The 19,947-nt window shown below is 37.2% G+C and carries 24 protein-coding genes and 2 riboswitches; of the genes, 6 read left to right on the forward strand and 18 right to left on the reverse strand.

From position 1 onward, the window contains the following. Positions 1-26: 26 nt before the first annotated feature. The 8 genes from gcvT to comGA all read right to left on the reverse strand — a co-directional run bounded on the left by gcvT (position 27) and on the right by comGA (position 5,817). Complete coding sequence (gene gcvT, locus J4G36_RS05125) at positions 27-1,124, reverse strand: glycine cleavage system aminomethyltransferase GcvT (RefSeq protein WP_210468980.1); 1,098 nt, start codon at positions 1,122-1,124, stop codon at positions 27-29. 58 nt (positions 1,125-1,182) lie between these two features. Beyond that, positions 1,183-1,262: riboswitch (glycine riboswitch) on the reverse strand. Between the two features lies 1 nt (position 1,263). Then, positions 1,264-1,355: riboswitch (glycine riboswitch) on the reverse strand. 214 nt (positions 1,356-1,569) lie between these two features. Beyond that, positions 1,570-2,085 (reverse strand): shikimate kinase, encoded by a 516-nt coding sequence (locus J4G36_RS05130; RefSeq protein WP_210468981.1) that lies wholly within the window; start codon positions 2,083-2,085, stop codon positions 1,570-1,572. A 191-nt stretch (positions 2,086-2,276) separates the two neighbouring features. Beyond that, positions 2,277-2,711: a competence type IV pilus minor pilin ComGF gene (comGF, locus tag J4G36_RS05135; protein WP_210468982.1), complete on the reverse strand. Its 435-nt coding sequence runs from the start codon at positions 2,709-2,711 to the stop codon at positions 2,277-2,279. Between the two features lie 22 nt (positions 2,712-2,733). Further along, positions 2,734-2,859 carry a hypothetical protein gene (locus tag J4G36_RS18690; protein ID WP_256439552.1) on the reverse strand — a complete coding sequence of 42 codons (126 nt, stop codon included), beginning with the start codon at positions 2,857-2,859 and terminating at the stop codon, positions 2,734-2,736. An 11-nt stretch (positions 2,860-2,870) separates the two neighbouring features. Beyond that, positions 2,871-3,461, reverse strand: a complete 591-nt coding sequence (locus J4G36_RS05140; RefSeq protein WP_210468983.1) for a type II secretion system protein — start codon at positions 3,459-3,461, stop codon at positions 2,871-2,873. Then, positions 3,445-3,756: a competence type IV pilus major pilin ComGC gene (comGC, locus tag J4G36_RS05145; protein WP_210468984.1), complete on the reverse strand. Its 312-nt coding sequence runs from the start codon at positions 3,754-3,756 to the stop codon at positions 3,445-3,447. The genes J4G36_RS05140 and comGC overlap by 17 nt, the downstream gene beginning before the upstream one ends. Positions 3,757-3,769: 13 nt before the next feature. After that, positions 3,770-4,819 carry a competence type IV pilus assembly protein ComGB gene (gene comGB, locus J4G36_RS05150; RefSeq protein ID WP_210468985.1) on the reverse strand — a complete coding sequence of 350 codons (1,050 nt, stop codon included), beginning with the start codon at positions 4,817-4,819 and terminating at the stop codon, positions 3,770-3,772. Then, complete coding sequence (comGA, locus tag J4G36_RS05155; protein WP_210468986.1) at positions 4,816-5,817, reverse strand: competence type IV pilus ATPase ComGA; 1,002 nt, start codon at positions 5,815-5,817, stop codon at positions 4,816-4,818. The genes comGB and comGA overlap by 4 nt, the downstream gene beginning before the upstream one ends. 333 nt (positions 5,818-6,150) lie before the next feature. On the opposite strand from comGA, the gene J4G36_RS05160 reads away from it, so the two are divergent. Then, positions 6,151-6,393, forward strand: a complete 243-nt coding sequence (locus J4G36_RS05160; protein ID WP_172369253.1) for a DUF2626 family protein — start codon at positions 6,151-6,153, stop codon at positions 6,391-6,393. A 112-nt stretch (positions 6,394-6,505) separates the two neighbouring features. On the opposite strand, the gene J4G36_RS05165 is transcribed toward J4G36_RS05160, so the two are convergent. Next, complete coding sequence (locus J4G36_RS05165; RefSeq protein ID WP_210468987.1) at positions 6,506-7,144, reverse strand: MBL fold metallo-hydrolase; 639 nt, start codon at positions 7,142-7,144, stop codon at positions 6,506-6,508. A 163-nt stretch (positions 7,145-7,307) separates the two neighbouring features. Between J4G36_RS05165 and J4G36_RS05170 the strand changes: the two genes are divergently transcribed. Beyond that, a complete protein-coding gene (locus J4G36_RS05170) occupies positions 7,308-7,484 on the forward strand; it encodes a DUF2759 domain-containing protein (RefSeq protein ID WP_172369255.1) in 177 nt (58 codons plus the stop codon). A 64-nt stretch (positions 7,485-7,548) separates the two neighbouring features. Here the strand turns inward: J4G36_RS05170 and J4G36_RS05175 are convergent, their stop codons facing one another. The 9 genes from J4G36_RS05175 to J4G36_RS05215 form a co-directional block, all read right to left on the reverse strand. Next, positions 7,549-8,628, reverse strand: coding sequence for a YqgU-like beta propeller domain-containing protein (locus tag J4G36_RS05175; protein WP_210468988.1), 1,080 nt, complete (start codon positions 8,626-8,628; stop codon positions 7,549-7,551). Positions 8,629-8,692: 64 nt separating this feature from the next. Further along, positions 8,693-10,600, reverse strand: coding sequence for an LTA synthase family protein (locus J4G36_RS05180; RefSeq protein WP_210468989.1), 1,908 nt, complete (start codon positions 10,598-10,600; stop codon positions 8,693-8,695). A gap of 146 nt (positions 10,601-10,746) precedes the next feature. After that, positions 10,747-10,938, reverse strand: coding sequence for a YqgQ family protein (locus J4G36_RS05185; protein ID WP_210468990.1), 192 nt, complete (start codon positions 10,936-10,938; stop codon positions 10,747-10,749). Beyond that, positions 10,935-11,516, reverse strand: coding sequence for a 5-formyltetrahydrofolate cyclo-ligase (locus J4G36_RS05190; protein ID WP_210468991.1), 582 nt, complete (start codon positions 11,514-11,516; stop codon positions 10,935-10,937). Before J4G36_RS05190 ends, J4G36_RS05185 begins: the two co-directional genes overlap by 4 nt. 59 nt (positions 11,517-11,575) lie before the next feature. Further along, positions 11,576-11,725, reverse strand: a complete 150-nt coding sequence (gene rpmG, locus J4G36_RS05195) for a 50S ribosomal protein L33 (RefSeq protein ID WP_075528000.1) — start codon at positions 11,723-11,725, stop codon at positions 11,576-11,578. A gap of 107 nt (positions 11,726-11,832) precedes the next feature. Continuing rightward, positions 11,833-14,061 (reverse strand): peptidoglycan D,D-transpeptidase FtsI family protein, encoded by a 2,229-nt coding sequence (locus J4G36_RS05200; RefSeq protein ID WP_210468992.1) that lies wholly within the window; start codon positions 14,059-14,061, stop codon positions 11,833-11,835. A 90-nt stretch (positions 14,062-14,151) separates the two neighbouring features. Then, positions 14,152-14,754 carry a superoxide dismutase gene (locus J4G36_RS05205; protein WP_210468993.1) on the reverse strand — a complete coding sequence of 201 codons (603 nt, stop codon included), beginning with the start codon at positions 14,752-14,754 and terminating at the stop codon, positions 14,152-14,154. 84 nt (positions 14,755-14,838) lie between these two features. Further along, positions 14,839-15,321, reverse strand: a complete 483-nt coding sequence (locus tag J4G36_RS05210; protein WP_210468994.1) for a DUF456 domain-containing protein — start codon at positions 15,319-15,321, stop codon at positions 14,839-14,841. Between the two features lie 27 nt (positions 15,322-15,348). Next, entirely contained in the window at positions 15,349-16,980 is a 1,632-nt protein-coding gene (locus J4G36_RS05215) for a Na/Pi cotransporter family protein (protein ID WP_210470432.1), read from the reverse strand. 182 nt (positions 16,981-17,162) lie between these two features. Here J4G36_RS05215 and J4G36_RS05220 point away from each other — a divergent pair, with 182 nt between their 5' ends. The 4 genes from J4G36_RS05220 to J4G36_RS05235 all read left to right on the forward strand — a co-directional run bounded on the left by J4G36_RS05220 (position 17,163) and on the right by J4G36_RS05235 (position 19,849). Further along, on the forward strand, positions 17,163-17,663 hold the full coding sequence (locus tag J4G36_RS05220; protein WP_210468995.1) for a DUF1189 family protein: 501 nt from the start codon (positions 17,163-17,165) through the stop codon (positions 17,661-17,663). Positions 17,664-17,721: 58 nt separating this feature from the next. Beyond that, positions 17,722-18,048 (forward strand): hypothetical protein, encoded by a 327-nt coding sequence (locus tag J4G36_RS05225; RefSeq protein WP_210468996.1) that lies wholly within the window; start codon positions 17,722-17,724, stop codon positions 18,046-18,048. Positions 18,049-18,140: 92 nt separating this feature from the next. After that, positions 18,141-19,265 carry a flavodoxin-dependent (E)-4-hydroxy-3-methylbut-2-enyl-diphosphate synthase gene (gene ispG / locus J4G36_RS05230; protein WP_246880409.1) on the forward strand — a complete coding sequence of 375 codons (1,125 nt, stop codon included), beginning with the start codon at positions 18,141-18,143 and terminating at the stop codon, positions 19,263-19,265. Beyond that, a complete protein-coding gene (locus tag J4G36_RS05235) occupies positions 19,262-19,849 on the forward strand; it encodes a hypothetical protein (RefSeq protein ID WP_210468997.1) in 588 nt (195 codons plus the stop codon). The genes ispG and J4G36_RS05235 overlap by 4 nt, the downstream gene beginning before the upstream one ends. Positions 19,850-19,947 lie beyond the last annotated feature (98 nt).

Here is a 19,947-nt window from a genome sequence, read left to right on the forward strand (position 1 = left end):
TAGTCCCCTTTTTTATTAAATGTTGTTTAACGTTTATAAAATGGCGTAGAGATAATTACTGCTGTTAACATTCTTTTTCTTACCTGAACAATCACTTCAGTTCCGGCTGTAGCATGTTCAGATTTCAGGAGTGCAAAACCAATATTTTTATTTAATGTCGGCGATTGTGTTCCGGTTGTTACTTCGCCGATTTCTTCTTCATTCAGAAAAACTTTATAACCAGTACGCGGAATCCCCTTGTCGATCATTTCAAGTCCGACAAGTTTTCGTGGAATGCCATTTTCTTTTTGCCCAGCTAATGCCTGTTTACCGATAAAATCTTCTTCTTTATTTAGTTTTACGACAAAACTAAGTCCAGCTTCCAATGGTGATATATCTTGGGACAACTCTTGTCCGTATAGCGGTAGACCCGACTCGAAGCGAAGCGTATCACGGGCACCAAGACCTGCTGGAACTACGCCATCGCTTTCCCCTGCCTTCAAAATCGCTTCCCAAAGAACAACGATTGATTCGGGAGATGCATAAAGTTCAAAGCCGTCTTCGCCAGTGTAGCCTGTTCTGGAAATAAGAACGTTTTGACCGCATATTTGGACATTTTCTTGGAAACGGAAAAACTTTAATTCCTTTAATGGTAGAGATGTTAATTTTTGAAGTGTTTTTTCAGCTAAAGGTCCTTGTAGAGCTAATAATGCATAATCGTCAGATTTATCTTCAATTTCAACTTCCGAAGTTTTATGCCTATTCATCCACTCAAGGTCTTTTTCAAGGTTAGATGCATTGACTACGAGCAAATAATTTCCTTCATCACGTTTATAAATGAGAAGGTCATCAACGGTCCCGCCGTCCTCGTAACACATTGCCGTATATTGGGCTTGACCAACTTGCAATCTTGAGACATCATTTGTCATCATTTTTTGCAAATATGAAAGTGCCCCATCTCCGGTTACTAGGACTTCACCCATATGAGAAACATCAAATAGTCCAGCTTTGGTTCGAACAGCTTCGTGTTCAGCTTTAATGCTAGAAAACTGTACAGGTAAATCCCAGCCACCAAAATCAATTGTTTTACCGCCATAATCTTTGTATCGATCATAAAGTACGGTTTTCTTCAATGTTTTAGTCATCATGCATTCCTCCCCGCTAATTTTCGTGAAAAAAGACAGAGGTCCCCCTGTAAGGGGAACCTCTGTCCATGTACCTGAAAGTTTGACCTTGCGGCTTTCCTCGTTGGTGGTCAGTCAATGCCGACTCTCTCCAGAGATGCGTCCTGAATGAGTCTTTTTGCCTGAGAGATTCATAACAATCGTTACTTGCTCCTTCGGCGACGCCTTAGCGTTCTCTCCTCATACAATCATTCGCAATTATTCAGTTTTCACTATATTAAAAATCTATGCTTTCAAGTCATATCTTAACATTAGATTTATGTAAGTGCAATCATTAATATTAAAAAGGTAAAAACACGAACTTAACTAAGAAACCATCCAACAACGTTCGGTTAATTTGTTGTCGGTCTAAATTATTCAGCCAATTAAATATAAAAAACAGGGAATCAAATAGATTCCCTGTTTTTTATCCAGAGCCTTTCAAACGTCCGATTTGAAAAGCTATATAAGATGTGATATCCCTTAATGATCTGCGTTCAGTTTCTACAATAAAATGAGCAGATTGCAAATAAATCGGTTTGCGATTCATAAAAATAGTTTCTAGTTCGTTACGTGTCGACCTTTGAACAATGGGACGATTTTTGTCAGTCGCAATCCGACGCCAAATATCTCGAAATGGTGCATTTAAAAAAAACACAAGTCCTGTCTTTCTCATTATCTCGCGATTCCGTTCTCTTAAGGGGACGCCTCCGCCTGTAGCTATAATACAATATTCATCCCTAAACGAAAGAAGAAACTCAGTTTCCAATTGCCTGAAATAGTCTTCTCCGTATTTCTCAAATATTTCTGGAATTGAAAGCCCCGTTTTCTTTACGATTTCAGTATCCATATCATAAAATGGAAGCTTTGTTGCAAAGCTTATTCTTTTTCCGATTGCGCTTTTTCCCGAACCCATATAGCCTACTAAATAAACTCTTTTCACTTTGCATGCCCCCCTTTTATGAAATCGATTCTTATTTATGCTGTTTCATGATTTTAATCGTTTCTTTCTCATAATACATTTCTAAAGAATCATAATGTCTATATATACTATCATGCCACAAAACGATAGAGAAAAGAAAGGTACTTACAAAAAAAAGTAGAATGATCGCGGTTACTAGTACCGCGCCTTCTTCATTTTGAATTAAAGCCAACCGCAAAATCTCGCTCCTTCCGCGTCCCATCTTGCATTGTCACAGTTACAGATAAAACCGGAGCGTTCAACGTAAAGTAGGCTGAATACACATCCGTCAAAAATGGAACATGGCCTTGCCCATCTATCATCTTTCTAACTACGGAATTACTTTGTCCAATATCAATTTGTCCTCTATCAGTTATGAATCGTATTCCGCGACCTCCCAGATGTACGTTGAATTCTTTAACATCAATTATAGAAGCTTGTAAATCCAATGCGAATAATTCCCAAGCCCCATCAGACATATTTGTATAGTGCTGTTCAATCGGCGCTTTCCATAAAAGGAACAATACAAATAAATGAGCAAATGTAACGAAAACAATTAACTGAAACAAACTTTCAATGAATGTATAGCCTTCTTCTGCTTTTATCATGGGTAGTCGAGACACTTTTCAGTCACCTCTTTTTCAGGACGATAAACGACACATATTGAATGATCATAAACCCTCCAGATAAATTCGTTCCCATCGTTTTGCCTTTTGCCTTCGGTTTTTCCGCTGCTCTTGTATAAAATTGCACCATGATACATCGTTTCAACAGCGTGCATAGTAATTTTCTTGTAATGCAATGTTGTCATCATTTGTGTCGCGAGTGGAAGTAATGTACCAAATACGATAATTATGATTGTGAGGGTGAGGATTGCTTCCGGCCAAGAAAAGCCCTTTTGATTCACTAATGATCATCCTCCCCCGCTGCATTTGAAAAACAATTGTTCTGCTCCCTTGCTTCGTAAGTAATGTTAGTTTTCCGAAGTTAATAATATCTCCATTTCCGTTGAATTCAACAGCTATCAAACCGCTAGAACCCGATACACGCATTCCTTCTGGTAAAAGCTTTCTGGAAAACTCAATTTTCCCCGGTGCTTCTGCGATATACATCGTTTGTGTTTCAGTTGTAGAAAATCTTAAGCGTGTGTATGCGTTGTTCGCCATTGAATAACTTTGCAAACTTTGTATCGTTATAACGATTGCCTTGAGTGCATCATCTTCAACCGTTGTACGAATCCATTTACTACCAACCGGAAGGATAACTCCACTCAAAATGATTGCTATCGATAAAACAAATACGAGTTCAATTAAAGTGAACCCTGACTCTCCAGATTCTGGATTAATTGGAACTCTCACTAACTTTACCCGCTGCAAGCGTTAATGCTGAACCGTTCGGACATACAGGATCCTCTTTTAGAAAACCTGCTGTGACTAACTCTGCAAAATTAGTCGGGTAAGATTTCTTTTCCAATTTATATGCTTCTACCTGACCTTGAACCATTTGCACATATGCTTCGCATCCCTTTTCATCAATTACCTTTGATTGTTTCGTAACGTTCGGAATCGCTATAAGTATTAAAATTGAAATTATCGCAAGAACGATTAACATTTCTATTAACGTAAATCCTTCTTCGTTATTTAACCTTCTCATATACTAGCTCCCTTCAAATTTTATCAATCATTCCGTACATCGGTAGTAATAATGCGATATAAGCAGCCAAAATACAAATTGCAATTAGACTAAAAAGAAGCGGTTGCAAAATAGCGAGTCCTTTTGTTAAAATTTCACTTATCTTATTTTCCAAGTACTCGCCGTAAATAATTAACTCCTTTGGTAAATGACCACTATTTGTACCATGTTCTACAAAAGATGAAAATTGTTTGGTTAATCCATCTGTGATTGCTACTGCCTTATCAAATGGTTCACCATAAATAACGCTTTTCTTTATTTCGTTGGCAATCTCGCTGAGTACAGGATCTAAGTTTTGGTTAATCAATACATCGAGTGAATCCTGCATAGATAGTCCAGATAATAATAAACTTCCGAGTTCGCTGGAAAAAAGGCGTGTTTTCCACATTGTAAATAGGTTGCCTAGAAAAGGAATCGCTATTAAAAACTTTATCTTTTTCGCTGGCGGTAATCTTTTGTAAAAAATCATACAACCAGCTAGAATGCACGTTAGCAAGATAAGCATCGCAAAAATGAGATCCGGCGTTTTCGCGACTAATGTAGGTAATGCCTGGACAATGCCACTGTCTCCATTCGACCTTGATGATGCAAGTAATTCAATATTCGGTAGAAAAAACTTTCTGAATCCCAGCAGTAAGATTGATATAAAGATGAACAAACCTGCTGGATATGCAAGAAGGCCTTTCAACTTCTTTTTGGCTTCCTCTGTTTTTTCTAGCCGGCCAGCCATGCTTGATAGCGTTTCAGCTAATCTACCATCTCTTTCTGCAATAACCACCGGGAGTAAGATACTTGAAGAAAAATCTAATCGACTTAAAATATGCGTCACAGTCTCACCGTCACGAAAATCAGACTCAATTTTTTCAAGTAAATACCTATAGTCATCTACATGATGCGGAAGCAATAAGTTAACGCTGTCATAAAATGTATAACCTTCCCTTAAAAGTACAGCTAATCTAGATAAGAACTCTGATGGATTCTTAAGCTTTATCTTTTTTTTGAGTTCATGTATACTCTTCATCATTTATAATGTTGCGGACTACTATATTTTTCTACTACTGATGCTATTCTTTTTTCAGAAGGGAAAATAACTCGCTCTCCTTTCAAGATGGCGTCTGTCATATCATCTAGCATTTCGCCCTCAACAATTTCAAATACTACGCCTGGGTCACCGCTATGCTGCCTAATTAGTCGCTGTGCTGATATACAGACTACCGTTTGCCTTAACTCTTCAATTGAAATGCCAAAATCCATCATTCGATAAAAACAACCAGCAGGATCTTTTGAATGCACTGTGGAGAAAACCAAATGACCGGTTAAAGCAGCTTGGACCGCAATTTTAGCCGTTTCACTATCCCTGATTTCTCCAATCATAATGACATCTGGAGAATGTCTCAAAATCGCTTTTAAACCAGTAGAGTAAGTCATTCCAGATTGTTCATTTACTTGAATTTGAAGTAAATGCGAATGATTATTCTCTACCGGGTCTTCTAAGGTAATAACATGACGATTAAGATTGTTTACGCAGTGCGCTGTTAACGAATACATCGTCGTCGTTTTCCCCGAACCTGTTGGACCTGTTAGAAAAATTAGGCCTTGTTCTTTTGAACTTGCCCGTATTAATTTGTTAGACCATTCTTCTTCAATACATAACTGTTTAATCGGAACAATACGATCGTGCTTTTGTAATCGGATGACGACACTTTCCTTAAAATGAATCGCTGGAATTGTTGATACTCGAAAAGAATAATTTTCTTCTCGTATCTGTTTGTGGAAGGAACCACTTTGGGGTTTTCTTTTATCGGTTATATCTAATGAGGAAAGAAACTTAAAAAAAGAAATCATTCTAATCGCTAATTGATGTACAACTTTACTGTTTTCATATAACTTTAAATTCTTTTTAAATAATACGGTATAGCCTTCTTCAGACGGGACAAGATGGATATCAGTTGCTTCATAGGCAATTGCATTCTCAAGAAGTTGCATACATTTTCTTTCAATAACATTTTCTGGTTTGTTCATCGAACACCCCTCTTTAAAATGAATTGAAGCGTCATTCTTATTTTTCTATGGCTGACGGTTGACTGCTAACCGTCTAAATCAAAGTATACAATAGGAATCCATTAAAAGGAATACTATCCGGAAAGCTTTAATTTTGAGAGGATAATTGGCCTTAATATTGAATTATCAATCGGAATTTCATGGCAAAATTGAATTATTCAGGAACAAAAGATGAATTACATCGAAATACACCGCTTCGTCACAATCTTTTATTGATATGAGTTTACATATGGAGCGCTTATCCATTATAATGAATAAGAGCTTATTGTATTGTAATTAAGGAGGGACACACACATGGATAACATGTTCAAGTTAATGGGCTGGTGGACAGGCATATTTGCAGTTCTATTTTTTGCAGGCGATATGTATCCTGCTTCACTTCTGTTTGTGGCTAGCACCATTTTCTTCCTACTTCTAGGGTATTTAAACTTAACAGAGCGTATGTATATGTACATGTTTGCCAGTTATTTAATGGTATTCATGGTAGGCTTCAGCTATTACGCAACGTTTATACACGTACCAGGTGGCGGACACTAATTAATACTTACAAAAAAACAGCCTATATAGGCTGTTTTTTTGTACAATCAATCTTTCTAAGGCAATATTGACTGGACTCTAATTTTAAATGAGTTCATCTAATTAACTATAATTAAAATCCATTTAAAAATGGGTTCATGTCCATTTCATATCGTGGTGTCGTATGAGGACCGTGTCCGGGATATATAATAAAGTCATCTCCGAGCGTTAATAATTTATTATGAATTGATGACAGTAGCGTTTCAGTATTTCCTCCAGGCAAATCCGTTCGCCCCACCCCTTGATTAAATAAGGTATCTCCAACAATCGCAAATCGCTCATCAGGGAAAACGAATGTTACACTTCCCGGGGAATGGCCAGGTGTATGAAGCACTTCAAATGTAAAGGGACCTATATTTTTAACACCTTCATCATCTAGTAGAAAATCTGCCTCTTTATTCCTCACCAATGGCAATCCCGGATATCGGGTTGAACCGTTTTGTTCTGGATCTGTGAGTGTATCTTTTTCAATTTCATGAATATAAACAGGTATTTTAAATTCATCACGGACAACATCAACCGCTCCGATATGATCAAAATGCCCATGTGTTAAAAGTATTGCCATTGGGTTGAGCCCATTTTTCTTAATTTCTGAGATTAACCTCGGCCCTTCCTCACCTGGATCGATAATTAGACAGTTTTTTATTTCATCTTGAATTATATAGCAATTTGTTTGGATGGGACCTAGTGGATATGTAGTTATTTTATACAATGTATTCTCCTCCTTCTAATCTAGTCTAAGCAAATGCAAAATCGAATACAAATAATTGTAATTAATATCACTCGACAAAATTAGCTGTTCAGCTTACAATAGAAGAGGAGTATTGCTATATCGGCATTCATTTTTTTCAATGTTGAAGGGAGTGTCTTCTTACATGAATTTATTGATGGTTATTTTTGGCCTAGTAGGTATTTTTGCAGCGATTGGAACAGTACAAGCAATCAAAGAAAGAAACGTTTTAAGTGTTCTGTTCAACTTTGGAGCTTTTGTCGTTTTCGGCGGTTTTACAATTGCTACAATCGTTACACAAGGATACCCACCTGCACTGTAAAAAAGTAAAAAGCATCCACATTCGTATTTCCATACGAATTGGATGCTTTTTTTATTTCGAAAAATCAATCCTCGTTCAACAGTAACCAATTGAACTCCTCTTGTTTCAAAGTATCAATAAGCTGTTCACTCGAATTTCCCGTCAAACATTTCTCGCCATCCGGGGAACATTTTAATGAAGTTAAGTTACGATTATTATTCAGAATAACTTGTCCACCAGAATCCAATTTCACAAGCATAAAGGGTTCGCTCAAATTATCGAGTTCGCCTCCGCTATTTGTCGCAAATGTAATAATCGTTTCATTATCAATCCATGATAATTCTGGGAAAACCCATTCCGAATAATTACTAACCACGGGAAGTGTCCAAGTGTTTAGAATCGTTCCATCTCGATTGATAATTTGATATTCAGCTTTTCCGTTTCTTATTTGTACAATTAGCACGGTGTTTCCATAAGTATCGTAATGAACTATAGCTTCGTAAGGCAATGGTTCAACTGTTTCTGAAGCCCAATCATACAGATGAAGTGAACCTCCATCTAATGGATGTTCAGGGATATGTACGGTTACTATTTGTGAACCCAACCATTTCGGAAATGGGTCTTCCAAAGATAACGTATTAAGTTCTTTTTCTGCCCCATTATATAAAAAGACATCATATGTCCAATCCTGGTGAAACGCGGTTAATAGAATTAAATCGGGATTTAAGTCATTCCATTCTATCGCAAGTTCTGAGGAAGCAATTGATATTTCGTCTAGTACAATACCATCCAAAGAAATCATTTTCACGTTAGCTGATGTAGAGTCAGTAGATGTATGTAATAAAATCATTTCTTTATTTGGATGTATGATCGCATCTACAATTATCATCGATTCTTTGAATAACGTAACAATTTCACCAGTATTGATATTAAAGGCTTTTAAATAATAATTGTTTTCTTCTTTTTCAACAAATGCAATCTCAAAATTATTTAACCAACCGACTACAAAATGGAATTTAGAGGTTTCTACTTCCAAAGTTTTTAAAATGTCTAACTCGACTATTTCTTCGGGCGGCAGTACTTTTTCGACTGGTGTCTGAGTCGTATTATCACAACTCACAACTAAAAAAATGGCTATACAGATGACTAATGCAAATCTCTTCAACGCTTCCTCTCCTTTCTCATAAAAAAATACTGCACGGAAGTTACCGTGCAGAGTTAAATGACCGTTATTTTATTTCGTTTTCATTTGGTTTCATATAATCTTTTTCTTTTTCTTCCTCTTTAAATCTTAGTAAATCCCCGTTAATAATCATGTCTGAGTAATCCAATTCAGTTGTAGTCCGTTCCGAATAGGGTTCACATTCGAGTCCTTCGACTTCTTCACCTGTATTCGTATCATAACAAACATCATTTGTGTACACGTATTTATCCGTTACAAATCGACCATCTCTGAATACGACAAACTCTTCATGATCCGGTGAAAACATATCAGCACCTAGTTGCATGTCACCTTTAGTATCAATCCCCATTAAATGAAGCAATGTAGGTCTTAAATCTAATTGACCAGCAACATCATCAATAACTTCTCCTTTTTCAGAACCAGGAATATGAATGAAGAGCGGCACTTTCTGTAGTTTAACATTATCAAAAGATGTGATTTCTTTGTCTAAATACATGCCCATTGCCTTATTATGATTTTCGGAAATTCCGTAATGGTCACCATACATGACAATTATTGAATTATCGTATAGCCCTTTTTCTTTTAAGTCATCAAAAAGGATTTTTATAGCTTCATCCATATATCGTACAGATTGAAAATAATTATTCAAAGTACGTGAGTTTGAATCGTATTTTGGGATCAACATATCTTCTTCATCTAATACGAATGGATAATGGTTCGTTAATGTAATCAGTCTCGAATAAAAAGGTTGCGGCATTTCAGTCATTAAATCTACCGATTGCTCAACGAAAGGGATATCTTTCATACCCCAGTTAACGGCATCTCCTTCATTTATCGTGTAACTATTAACATCATAAAACTTCTTAATATTCAGCGCGTTATACATAATATCACGGTTCCAAAAACTTGAATTGTTCGCGTGCATTACATTTGTAAAATAACCATTTTCTCCAAGACGTTTGGATAATGAATTATACGTATTTCCACTATGCGTGAAAAACACAGCACTTCCATTTCTCGGATAAAGCGAGGTCTCAAGTAAAAACTCTGAATCTGAAGTTTTCCCTAACCCAGTCTGATGATAGAAGTCGGAAAAATAAAATGTGTCAGGGTCTTTTGTCAATTCATTTAAAAATGGTGTAATTACATGCCCATCCATTTCTTCATTTATTACAAATGATTGAAGGGATTCCAATGAGACAGCAATGATATTTCTATCCTTCGCAATGCCAAACATTTCTGGATTTGGTGCAGCGTAATTCGCATTGCTATAGTTTTCCACTTCAACTAATTCACTACCATCAGCCAGTGCTCTTTGGGCATGTGATTTTGATTGAATAAAAACATCATAAATATGGTAATTGTAAGTACCAATGTTTTTAACTAAGAGTTCCCGATCGAATGTACGTGTTAACAGTTGCGGTCTTTGCGTTTCCGCGAGACCTAAGTTCAACATCATTATTGTAGCAGCCATTATAAAATAAAGCTTGCGCGCTACTATGCCGTTTTGCGCCGTTTCTTTTCCTGATTTTGGCAACAATCGAATTGCCAAAAAGACTACAATGGCATCTGCGAAGAAAAAGATGTCCGTTAGATTCATATTGGCTGTAATCGATGAAGACAAGTCATTAAAGTTACTCGTTTGAAATAATAAAGGCAAGGTAATAAAATCATTAAAAAATCTATAAAAGACTGCATTGGAGAACATCACAATCGATGTAAGCATACTGATTGTGAATATATATATATTTCTTCGTTTCGTACTCTTGATGAATAGCGCGATTCCATAAACAAATAATAAAAAGCTAAGTGGATTCATCAACAGGATGAATTCCTGCATCATATTATCAATTTTCATATTAAAGCTTGCTTTATAGCCAATATATGTGGTAATCCATGTCGCGATTATTGCAATGATGAGTACGGAATGTTTGGGCCATTTAAAATTTTTCATTCCTGTAACTTCCTTTCAATATAAGTTCTTTAAGAATATGTTTATAATAAACTGTGTTGCGATTGCACTCTATAATAGACGTACAGAGTGATGGAAAGTTTCATTTATAGATGAGATTGAGCCTAAAGTCTAAACAATCTAGGTCTTTAGTGGCTGTTTGTTGACTCAGTTCTTAATATTAAGATAGCCTTCAAATATTCATCTTGTTGAAGCAAACCGCTGTCATAAAGATCTTTGACTTCTGACATCATTAAATCGATATCATCTTTCCGATTTCCAGTATAAACATAAATACCAAACCTTTTAAGCAAGTGAATGATACTAAGTAGATTTTTCAATGATTATTCTCACCTTTCACGCAAATAACTATGCCGTTTTCAGTGAAGATCTTTTGCACGGGAATGTCATGTTCCTCAAACGGGATTGTTTGACCAGTTTGTTTTTCAAATGCCAAAGAAACCACATCACCTGTGTAATCCATCAAATATCTATCGTAATAACCTCCGCCGAAACCAATCCGCAATCCATTATCGGCATAGACAACCCCTGGTACAATTTGTAGATTTATTTTATCCTTCTCAATAGATCTCGTTTCCTTAATAATTGGTTCTTGTAAGTCTAAATAGACTGTTTCCAAATTATCGTAAGAGGTAATCATTCTGAAATCCATTTCTCTGGTTTTATTTTCACATTTAGGCACTGCGATTTTTTTCCCTAGTTCCCAAGCCGCTTCGATAATCGGTCTAGTATTCACTTCAGGAAATCTAGAAATAGTAATCCCTATAATTGAAGCGTTAAGAAATTCCGGGGAATTTAAGAGGTTCTTTTTAATATATAAAGACTTTTGCTTATACAATGCTATTTCCATTGATTTTAATTGTTTTATCATTTCGTTACGAAAAACACTCTTTTTCACTGTAATACCCCCATTTCAAATGAAAAAACCAAAACCAATGACGGTTTTGGCCTGAGCGATTATTTCGTTTCACGATGCAAAGTTTGTTTTCTTTCACGTGAGCAGTATTTTTTCATTTCGAGACGTTCCGGATTGTTACGTCTATTTTTCTTTGAAATATAATTGCGCTCACCGCATTCGGTGCAAGCAAGTGTAATGTTTACGCGCATATTTGTCCCTCCCACTCATCAGACTATAAAAATAAATATGAGCATGATTTATACGACTTATTAATTATAACATGAACCACCCAGATGTCCAGTAATAAAAACAATCGTTATTGATTTATTACTTCATCATCTTCTTCTAGTACATCATCTTTATTAAACGGATTCTGTATTTTAAAAACATCATCAGATTTCGCGTTTTTCTCTCTTTTTTCCTTCAACTCGAAATACTTCGTCACGGCTGCCTCAACAATATCATTTTGAGCGGCTGGATATCTTCCCGGGTTAGTAGAAACGTTTGGAATGATGACTGCATAGGCGATTTCCGGATTATCAAAAGGTGCATAGCCAACATGCGATAAGTTAATCGTATTTTTATAATATATATACTTTTTCCCTTCCGGATCATTAGGATCGGGAATACTAGTACTTGCTTGTGCCGTTCCAGTCTTCCCTGCAGCTTTGAAATCCGCTCCATCAAAAAGCGTTCTAGCTGTCCCCCTAGATCCGTAATACGTGTAATACATGCCGCTTTTGATTCTGTCGATTTCTTCATCCGTATTTTTAATACGATTTAATACACGGACGGGCGTTTCTTCTGCTACACGACCGAATATCTCACCGTCGGGAGAAGGTTCACGAACTTCTTTTAATACCTTAGGTGCTACTCGATACCCATCATTTGCAATCGTCGAAACATATTGGGCAAGTTGAAGCGGCGTATATGTGGCAAACTGACCGATGGCATAGTCTAAGATATCACTTGTATTCGCTTTGGATGAATATCCACTTACTTCGCCCGGTAGATCTACACCAGTGAGACTTCCAAGACCAAATGATTCAAATGAATTTTTCATAATATCAAAAGTTGAACTCTCCAAAGATAATGACTTTCCTCTTTGATAACTTCCATTTCCAATTCCAATTGCGGTTTTCCACATATAAACGTTGGAAGAACGACCTATCGCTTCAATATCATTTACCGGAATTCGGTTATATGAACGGTTAAATACCGAACTCTTCGGTTGGTCTTTTGCAATTTGCATCATTTCATCCATCTTGTATTCACCAATCCGAGCACCGCCTTCTTGATAACCAGTTAAGAGCGTTGCCATTTTTACAGTTGACCCCGCCATATAAGCGCCTGCAAATGTACCGAATGAGTAATCACTTATTTCATATTTTCCTGTATCTTTGTTTCGATTTACACGCTTCCCAACGAGTGATAAGACTTCTCCTGTTTTCGGATTCATCATCACAAGAAATGCTTCATTTAAAGCTTGCGAGTTCGGCCCATATTTCAATTCCAGTAACTTATCTGAAACAATGTCCTCCAACGCCGCATTTAATTCGCTATCAATTGTTAATATTAAATCTTTACCAGGTATTCCTTCTTGGATTGTTTTCGTTTCTACCACTTTACCAGTACGATCTTTGACATTTTTCACGACTGTTTTTTGTCCTTGCAGAAGTTCTTCATAGTATTGTTCAATGAAGCTTTTTCCAACACGGTCATTTCTGGAATAATCGCGTGCTAAATAATAATCCAGATCCTGACTTGGAATTCCCTGATCAGGCGTAGTTGTAGTACCCAAAATTGTATTGTATGACTTTCTGACCCGTTCCCAGTCGGTAGTTGTATTCACACCTGGAAGTTCACTGAGTCGCTCGGATACAGCTGCAAACTCCTCATCCGTGACGTCGCCGCTCTTAATGATTTGGGGTGAAAAGGCGTATCCTGACATCATCTCGCGGTAAATAGCCAAGACCTCAAGTTCGTGCTTGTTAAATGAATTTAATTCTTCTTCTGTTACACGTTCACGGGTTAAACGGTTAATTTCTCTTTGGATTTGAGATGGATCACCTTTAAGTTTATCAATCTCTTTTTGAGTGACTTTTTTTGCAGCCTTGTCTCTATTATGTAGAATCCAAAAGTCTCGTTTATCTCCAATGGTTGTTCGATTTGTGTTTTGGTCAATTAATACCGCCAATTTTTCTGCTATGTCTAACATTTCTTCTGTAGTTGTTGAGGTTGTTTTCGTATACGTGATTGCGTTCTTCGGTTCATTATCAACAAGAATGCGACCATCCCGATCGAAAATTCTACCGCGCGGCACACTCGTATTTACAGAAACTTCTTCTTTTCTTTCCAAGGCTCGTACGTAGTCATCACTTTTTACAATTTGCAAATAACCGAGTCGAAGTATAAGTATCGAAAAAAGAACAAATACCGAAAAGAAAAGGAGGTTCATGCGAAATGCGATGTGTTTTCGTTGTCTAACCTTGGGTTGTTCAGCTCTTCTAGCTCTCTTTGCCAAAAAAATTCCCCCTTCCTTCATTATTATAGAATTATAACATTTAAATAAGAAAAAGCACATACCTTGACGAACAAGGTATGTGCTTTGTTCCTTATTTACAAAAGATTTTTTTTACTTACCGTAACGTTTTGCAACTTCGTCCCAATTAACAACATTCCAAAAAGCTGAAATGTAGTCTGGACGACGGTTTTGATAGTTTAGATAGTATGCATGCTCCCAAACGTCAAGGCCTAGAAGTGGTGTTTTACCTTCCATAATAGGTGAATCTTGGTTTGCAGTAGACATGATTTCTAGCTCTCCATCAGCCAATACAAGCCAAGCCCATCCTGAACCGAAACGAGTAGCTCCTGCATTTGCAAATTGTTCTTTGAAAGCATCGAAGCTACCGAACTTAGCGTCAATTGCTGTTTTTAGTTCACCTGTTGGTTCGCCGCCGCCATCAGCAGATAAAAGTTCCCAGAATAAGGAGTGGTTAGCATGTCCACCGCCGTTATTACGGACAGCAGTTCTTTTGTCTTCAGGTACAGCATCCAAATTCGCGATTAAATCTTCAATTGATTTGTTTAGTAACTCTTCGTTTCCTTCAAGTGCATTGTTTAAGTTCGTAACATATGCATTATGATGTTTCGTGTGATGAATATTCATCGTCTCTTTGTCAATATGTGGTTCTAGTGCATCGTATGCATAAGGTAGTTCTGGTAGTTTGTAAGCCATTATTCCATTCCTCCTCAGATAATTCGTATGATTGCTACACACTTAACAATAGCAAAAATTAGATTACCGTTCAAATAAAATGGACTATTTGACAAAGAAGATAAATATTACAATCATAACGAACATCAGAAATCCTTTCGTGATTACGGAGGTCAAAAATCCGATTAGCGAACCAAAACCTGTTTTTAAAGCTTGTTTAAATCCTGATTTGGAAACAACTAATTCTGAAATGATCGCGCCTAAAAACGGGCCAAGCAATATTCCAAACACGGGAATAACAAAAGGACCAATAAGAAGTCCAATCGTACTTCCCCACATCCCCGCTTTGGATCCACCGAATTTTTTCACGCCAACGAGATTGGATAACGTATCGGCACCGAACAAAAGTATGATGAACAGAATTTGAATAACCCAAAACAGCCAATTCATTCCATCAAATGAAACAATCAATCCATAAAGAAGAAACCCACCCAGTATAAAGAGGGCGGAGGGGATAATTGGATAAACAAGCCCCAGAAAAGCTACGACAAAAAACAGAATCGCTATAACCCAACCAATTATCTCCATTTGAAATCTTCCTTTTTAATTACTGTATTATCCTCGTTTTCCGAGAATGGCCTCTGCAATATTTACTGCGTGGTCGCCAATTCGTTCAAGATTGGAAACGATATCGACGAACACCATACCTGCCTGTGGAGAACAGCTTCTTTCGTTTAGACGTAAAATATGATTCTTTCTGAATTTACGCTCCATCTTGTCTATCAAATCTTCTTTTTGAGTGACTGTTCTTGCTAAATCCATATCGTTCGTATCCAGTGATTGAACAGCTTTCTGAACGGTTTCAATTGTTAATGTAAACATCTCAGATAAATCATTCATTGCGTCTTCTGAGAGCGTCACTCGATTTACATCCCGATAATCAATTAATTCGATGATGTTTTCAAAATGGTCGCCAATTCGTTCAATGTCCCTCACCGTTTCCATTAATGTAACGTGATGAGCTGATTCATCGGGAGAGATATTAACCGACGAAATTTGAATTAGATAATTTGTAATTTCCCTGTCCAGGTTATTTATAGCATCTTCAATCTGGTAACCTGTTTCAGCATGTTTCTTCTCACCAGTTTTTAAATAATCATACGTAACTGATAATCCTTGAACACTGAAATCCCCCATACGAATAACTTCTTCTTTAGCTTGTCCAATCGCGACAGCTGGAGATTGTTGGATGAAATGATAATCTAAATGTTTTGGGCGATACTCAATTGTTACATCTTCACCCGGTATTAATTTAGTTACCAACCATGCCCACGCGCCGATTAGCGGAAATTGAATGACTGTATTTGCGACGTTAAAGCTACCGTGCGCAAACGCAATTTGCATTTTACTTTCGAGTGCTAATACTGATGATATCCACTCAACATATGCCGTAAAAGGAACAAGTAATATAATGAATACAACAGAACCGATAACATTAAAGAGTACGTGTGCCGCAGCAGCTCTTCTAGCTGCTACAGATGCACCAATCGAAGCTAACACTGCAGTAATCGTCGTACCAATGTTATCCCCGAATAAAATAGGCAAGGACGCTTTCAAATCGATTAGGTTTTCAGCATATAATCCCTGCAAAATTCCGACTGTTGCACTTGAACTTTGTACAATTAGCGTGAAAATCGTTCCCACAACAACACCAAGTATCGAATGATCACTCATCGAAAGCGTTAAGTCAGTAAATGATTGAAGTTCCCGTAGAGGCTTCATTCCACCACTCATTAACTCGAGCCCTAGAAAAAGACCTCCGAACCCAAAAACGACTTCTCCAATATTTTTAATTTGATTTTTCTTGATGAAAAATATTAGGAATGCGCCGATTGCCATAATTGGAAGGGCGTAAGCACCAACATCAAGACCGATAATAAAGGCTGTCACGGTCGTTCCGATATTCGCACCCATGATGACTCCGATTGCTTGGCGTAACGTCATAAAACCAGCACTGACAAGTCCTACGGTGATTACAGTTGTTCCGGAACTTGATTGTATTAAAACAGTAACTATGATTCCAACAAGAACACCCATAAATGGATTCGTCGTAAATCGATCTAAAATATCCCGAAGCCTGTTTCCGGCTGCTTTTTGAAGGCCGTCTCCCATATACTTTATCGCAAACAAAAAGATTCCAAGTCCACCAAGAAATTGGAATATCATTTCTTGCCAGTTCAATTCCATTAAATAGTCATCCCCAATCATTCAATATAAACAATTCACCCTATTATGCTTGCCAAGATCCTTTAATGTAAATAGAAAACGTGAAAATTTACATTACCTTTACAATCGGTGTCGAAAAAGTCATCAATATGTCGAAATTGGATATTGTTTGATAGACTACAATATAGTTAGGAGGCGTAATCATGAAATTTCATCAACTATTCTTAGCGGGCATTTACGAACCGAAGAAACTAGCTGCATTTAGACTCCTTCCAATCGGTAGAGTCTTTAAATACGTATTTATGTTCATTTTCTTATTCACTGTAATTTCATTTGGACGTTTTTACTTGAATGATGAATTGTTGTTGGGACAAACCCCCGATTTAATTGAGCATGGAAGAAAAATAGGTTGGCTTATTTATCCGATGGCATTGCTTTTGCAGTTAGTCATTAGTACATTTTATGTCTTTATTAGAATTACCATCTTCGCCTACATAGGGTCTTTATTTCTTAATTTAAGAAAAAAGCGTGGTAACTACCTTCAGATTTGGAGAACATCCGCAATAGCAGTGACAGTTCCGATGCTGTTAACAATTGGATTTGATTTTTTTCCTGAAATTGCAGCGAATGGATTTTTATTCACTTCAATAGTTCATTTGCTTTATATTTTAACTGCTATTAAGTATTACCCTAAACAACAATAATAAAAACCAATGAATATTTCCCCCTTACGCGCATACAGTGGCGAAAGGGGGAATTTTAATGAGAGTACTACTAATCGCAGCTATCATTTTCACGCTCATCCATTTTATTCGCATTGACCTCGTCGAAGGGACAATCCCTAGCAGACCGTTAATAGAAGAACCACAAGCATGTGAAGATGAAACTTATTCTATTACTGTAACGTCAATTGATAACGATACCATCCAATCACTATTTGCACTCTACCCTGATCACGAAACAACCCTGCTCGATCGATTGACCAAGTTTTATTCATTAAACCCGCATTTACAAAAACAAGAAATTGTTGGCGGAGAAAAAATAAAGCTTCCTATGTCTAGCATCCAGACGACTAATTGCGTAGAATAAGCAATATAAGGCATTCTCTTGCCTTTTCTCTACATAGATTGATAAAATATAAACAACAGACTGGCTTTAAAAACCTAAGGAGTGAATTATAAATGAGTGAAATTATTCACCGTTCCAAAACGCGTCCAGTGCGAGTCGGTAATTTAACCATTGGCGGTAGTGATGAATTATTCATACAAAGTATGACAACAACTAAAACACACGATGTAGATGCAACTGTAGAAGAAATACTACGTCTTGAAGAAGCTGGAGTTCAAATCATTAGAGTCGCATGTCCTGACGAACGTGCAGCACTCTCCATTGGTGCTATCAAAAAGCGAATTAATATACCACTAGTTGTTGATATCCATTTCGATTACAAACTAGCATTAATCGCTATTGAACAAGGCGCGGATAAAATCAGGATTAATCCAGGTAATATCGGCAGACAAGCAAAAGTCGAGGCAGTTGTTAATGCTGCAAAGGAAAAAGGTATTCCAATTCGCATTGGCGTAAATGCTGGATCGCTAGAAAGAAAAATTCTTGAAAAATACGGCTATCCAACTGCTGATGGAATGGTTGAAAGTGCCCTTCATCATATTAAAATATTAGAAGATCTAGATTTTCATGATATTATCGTTTCACTTAAAGCATCCGATGTGAATCTCGCTGTGGAAGCATATATGAAGGCTGCAGCTGCTTTCGATTATCCCCTTCACCTTGGTATTACTGAATCTGGAACTCAATTTGCTGGAACGGTTAAAAGCTCTGCAGGCCTTGGAACACTCCTTTCAGCAGGTATTGGAAACACGCTCCGCGTATCGCTTAGCGCAGATCCAGTCGAGGAAGTTAAAGTCGGTCGCGAACTATTAAAGGTGTTCGGTCTTTCTTCCGATGCAGCGACACTCATCTCTTGTCCGACATGTGGACGAATTGAAATCGACCTCATCTCAATTGCAAATGAAGTTGAAGATTATATTTCAAACATCAAAGCCCCCCTCAAAGTGGCTGTACTTGGTTGTGCGGTAAACGGTCCTGGGGAAGCTAGAGAAGCTGATATCGGTATAGCAGGAGCACGCGGTGAAGGTCTTTTATTCATGAAAGGTAAAACTGTTCGAAAAGTTCCTGAAGAAACTATGGTCGAAGAATTAAAAATCGAAATCGACAAGCTTGCGGAAGAATATTTCGAAAAGAAACGTCAAGAAGAATTACTACTTGAAACTGAAGGCGCAAAATGAGAAGTTATCGCTTTGGAATCGATATCGATGGAACTGTAACTTGCCCTACTGCTCTCTTACCGCATATCAATAAGGAATATCAAGTAGAGCTTGTGCTCGACGACATTAAAGAATATGATTTAACAAAAGCTTTTTCTGTAGACCCTAAGCAATTTTATGAGTGGTATAAAACTGCAGAAGCAATGATCTATGATACCTCCCCACCACAAGAATTTGCAAAAGAAGTTTTGGAAAGTTGGTTGCCGCAATATGAGTTGTTTTACATTTCGGCACGTGGTGAAAATGTACTTGACACAACTTTTGATTGGTTCAATCGTGAAGAGATTCCATACGATCATATCGAGTTAATCGGAAGTCATTATAAGATAGAAGCTGCAAAAAAACATAATGTTCATGCTTTTTTCGAGGATAAACATGACAATGCTGTCGATATCAGTGAAGAACTCGATATTCCGGTTATTCTATTCGACACACCCTATAATAGAAAACCAATTCCCGAAAGCGTGATTCGTGTATATGACTGGCAAGAAGCCAATAAATGGATTCAAAGATTATTTCCAATAGAAACAGCCATCACGAAATAAATATCTAAAAACCAAAAAAGTATGGAAGGAGTTGATTAAAACAACTCCTTCCATACTTTTAATTTACATCAAAAACCTGTTAAAAAACGTCTCGCCGC

This window comes from Sporosarcina sp. 6E9 (assembly GCF_017921835.1).
GTDB lineage: Bacteria > Bacillota > Bacilli > Bacillales_A > Planococcaceae > Sporosarcina.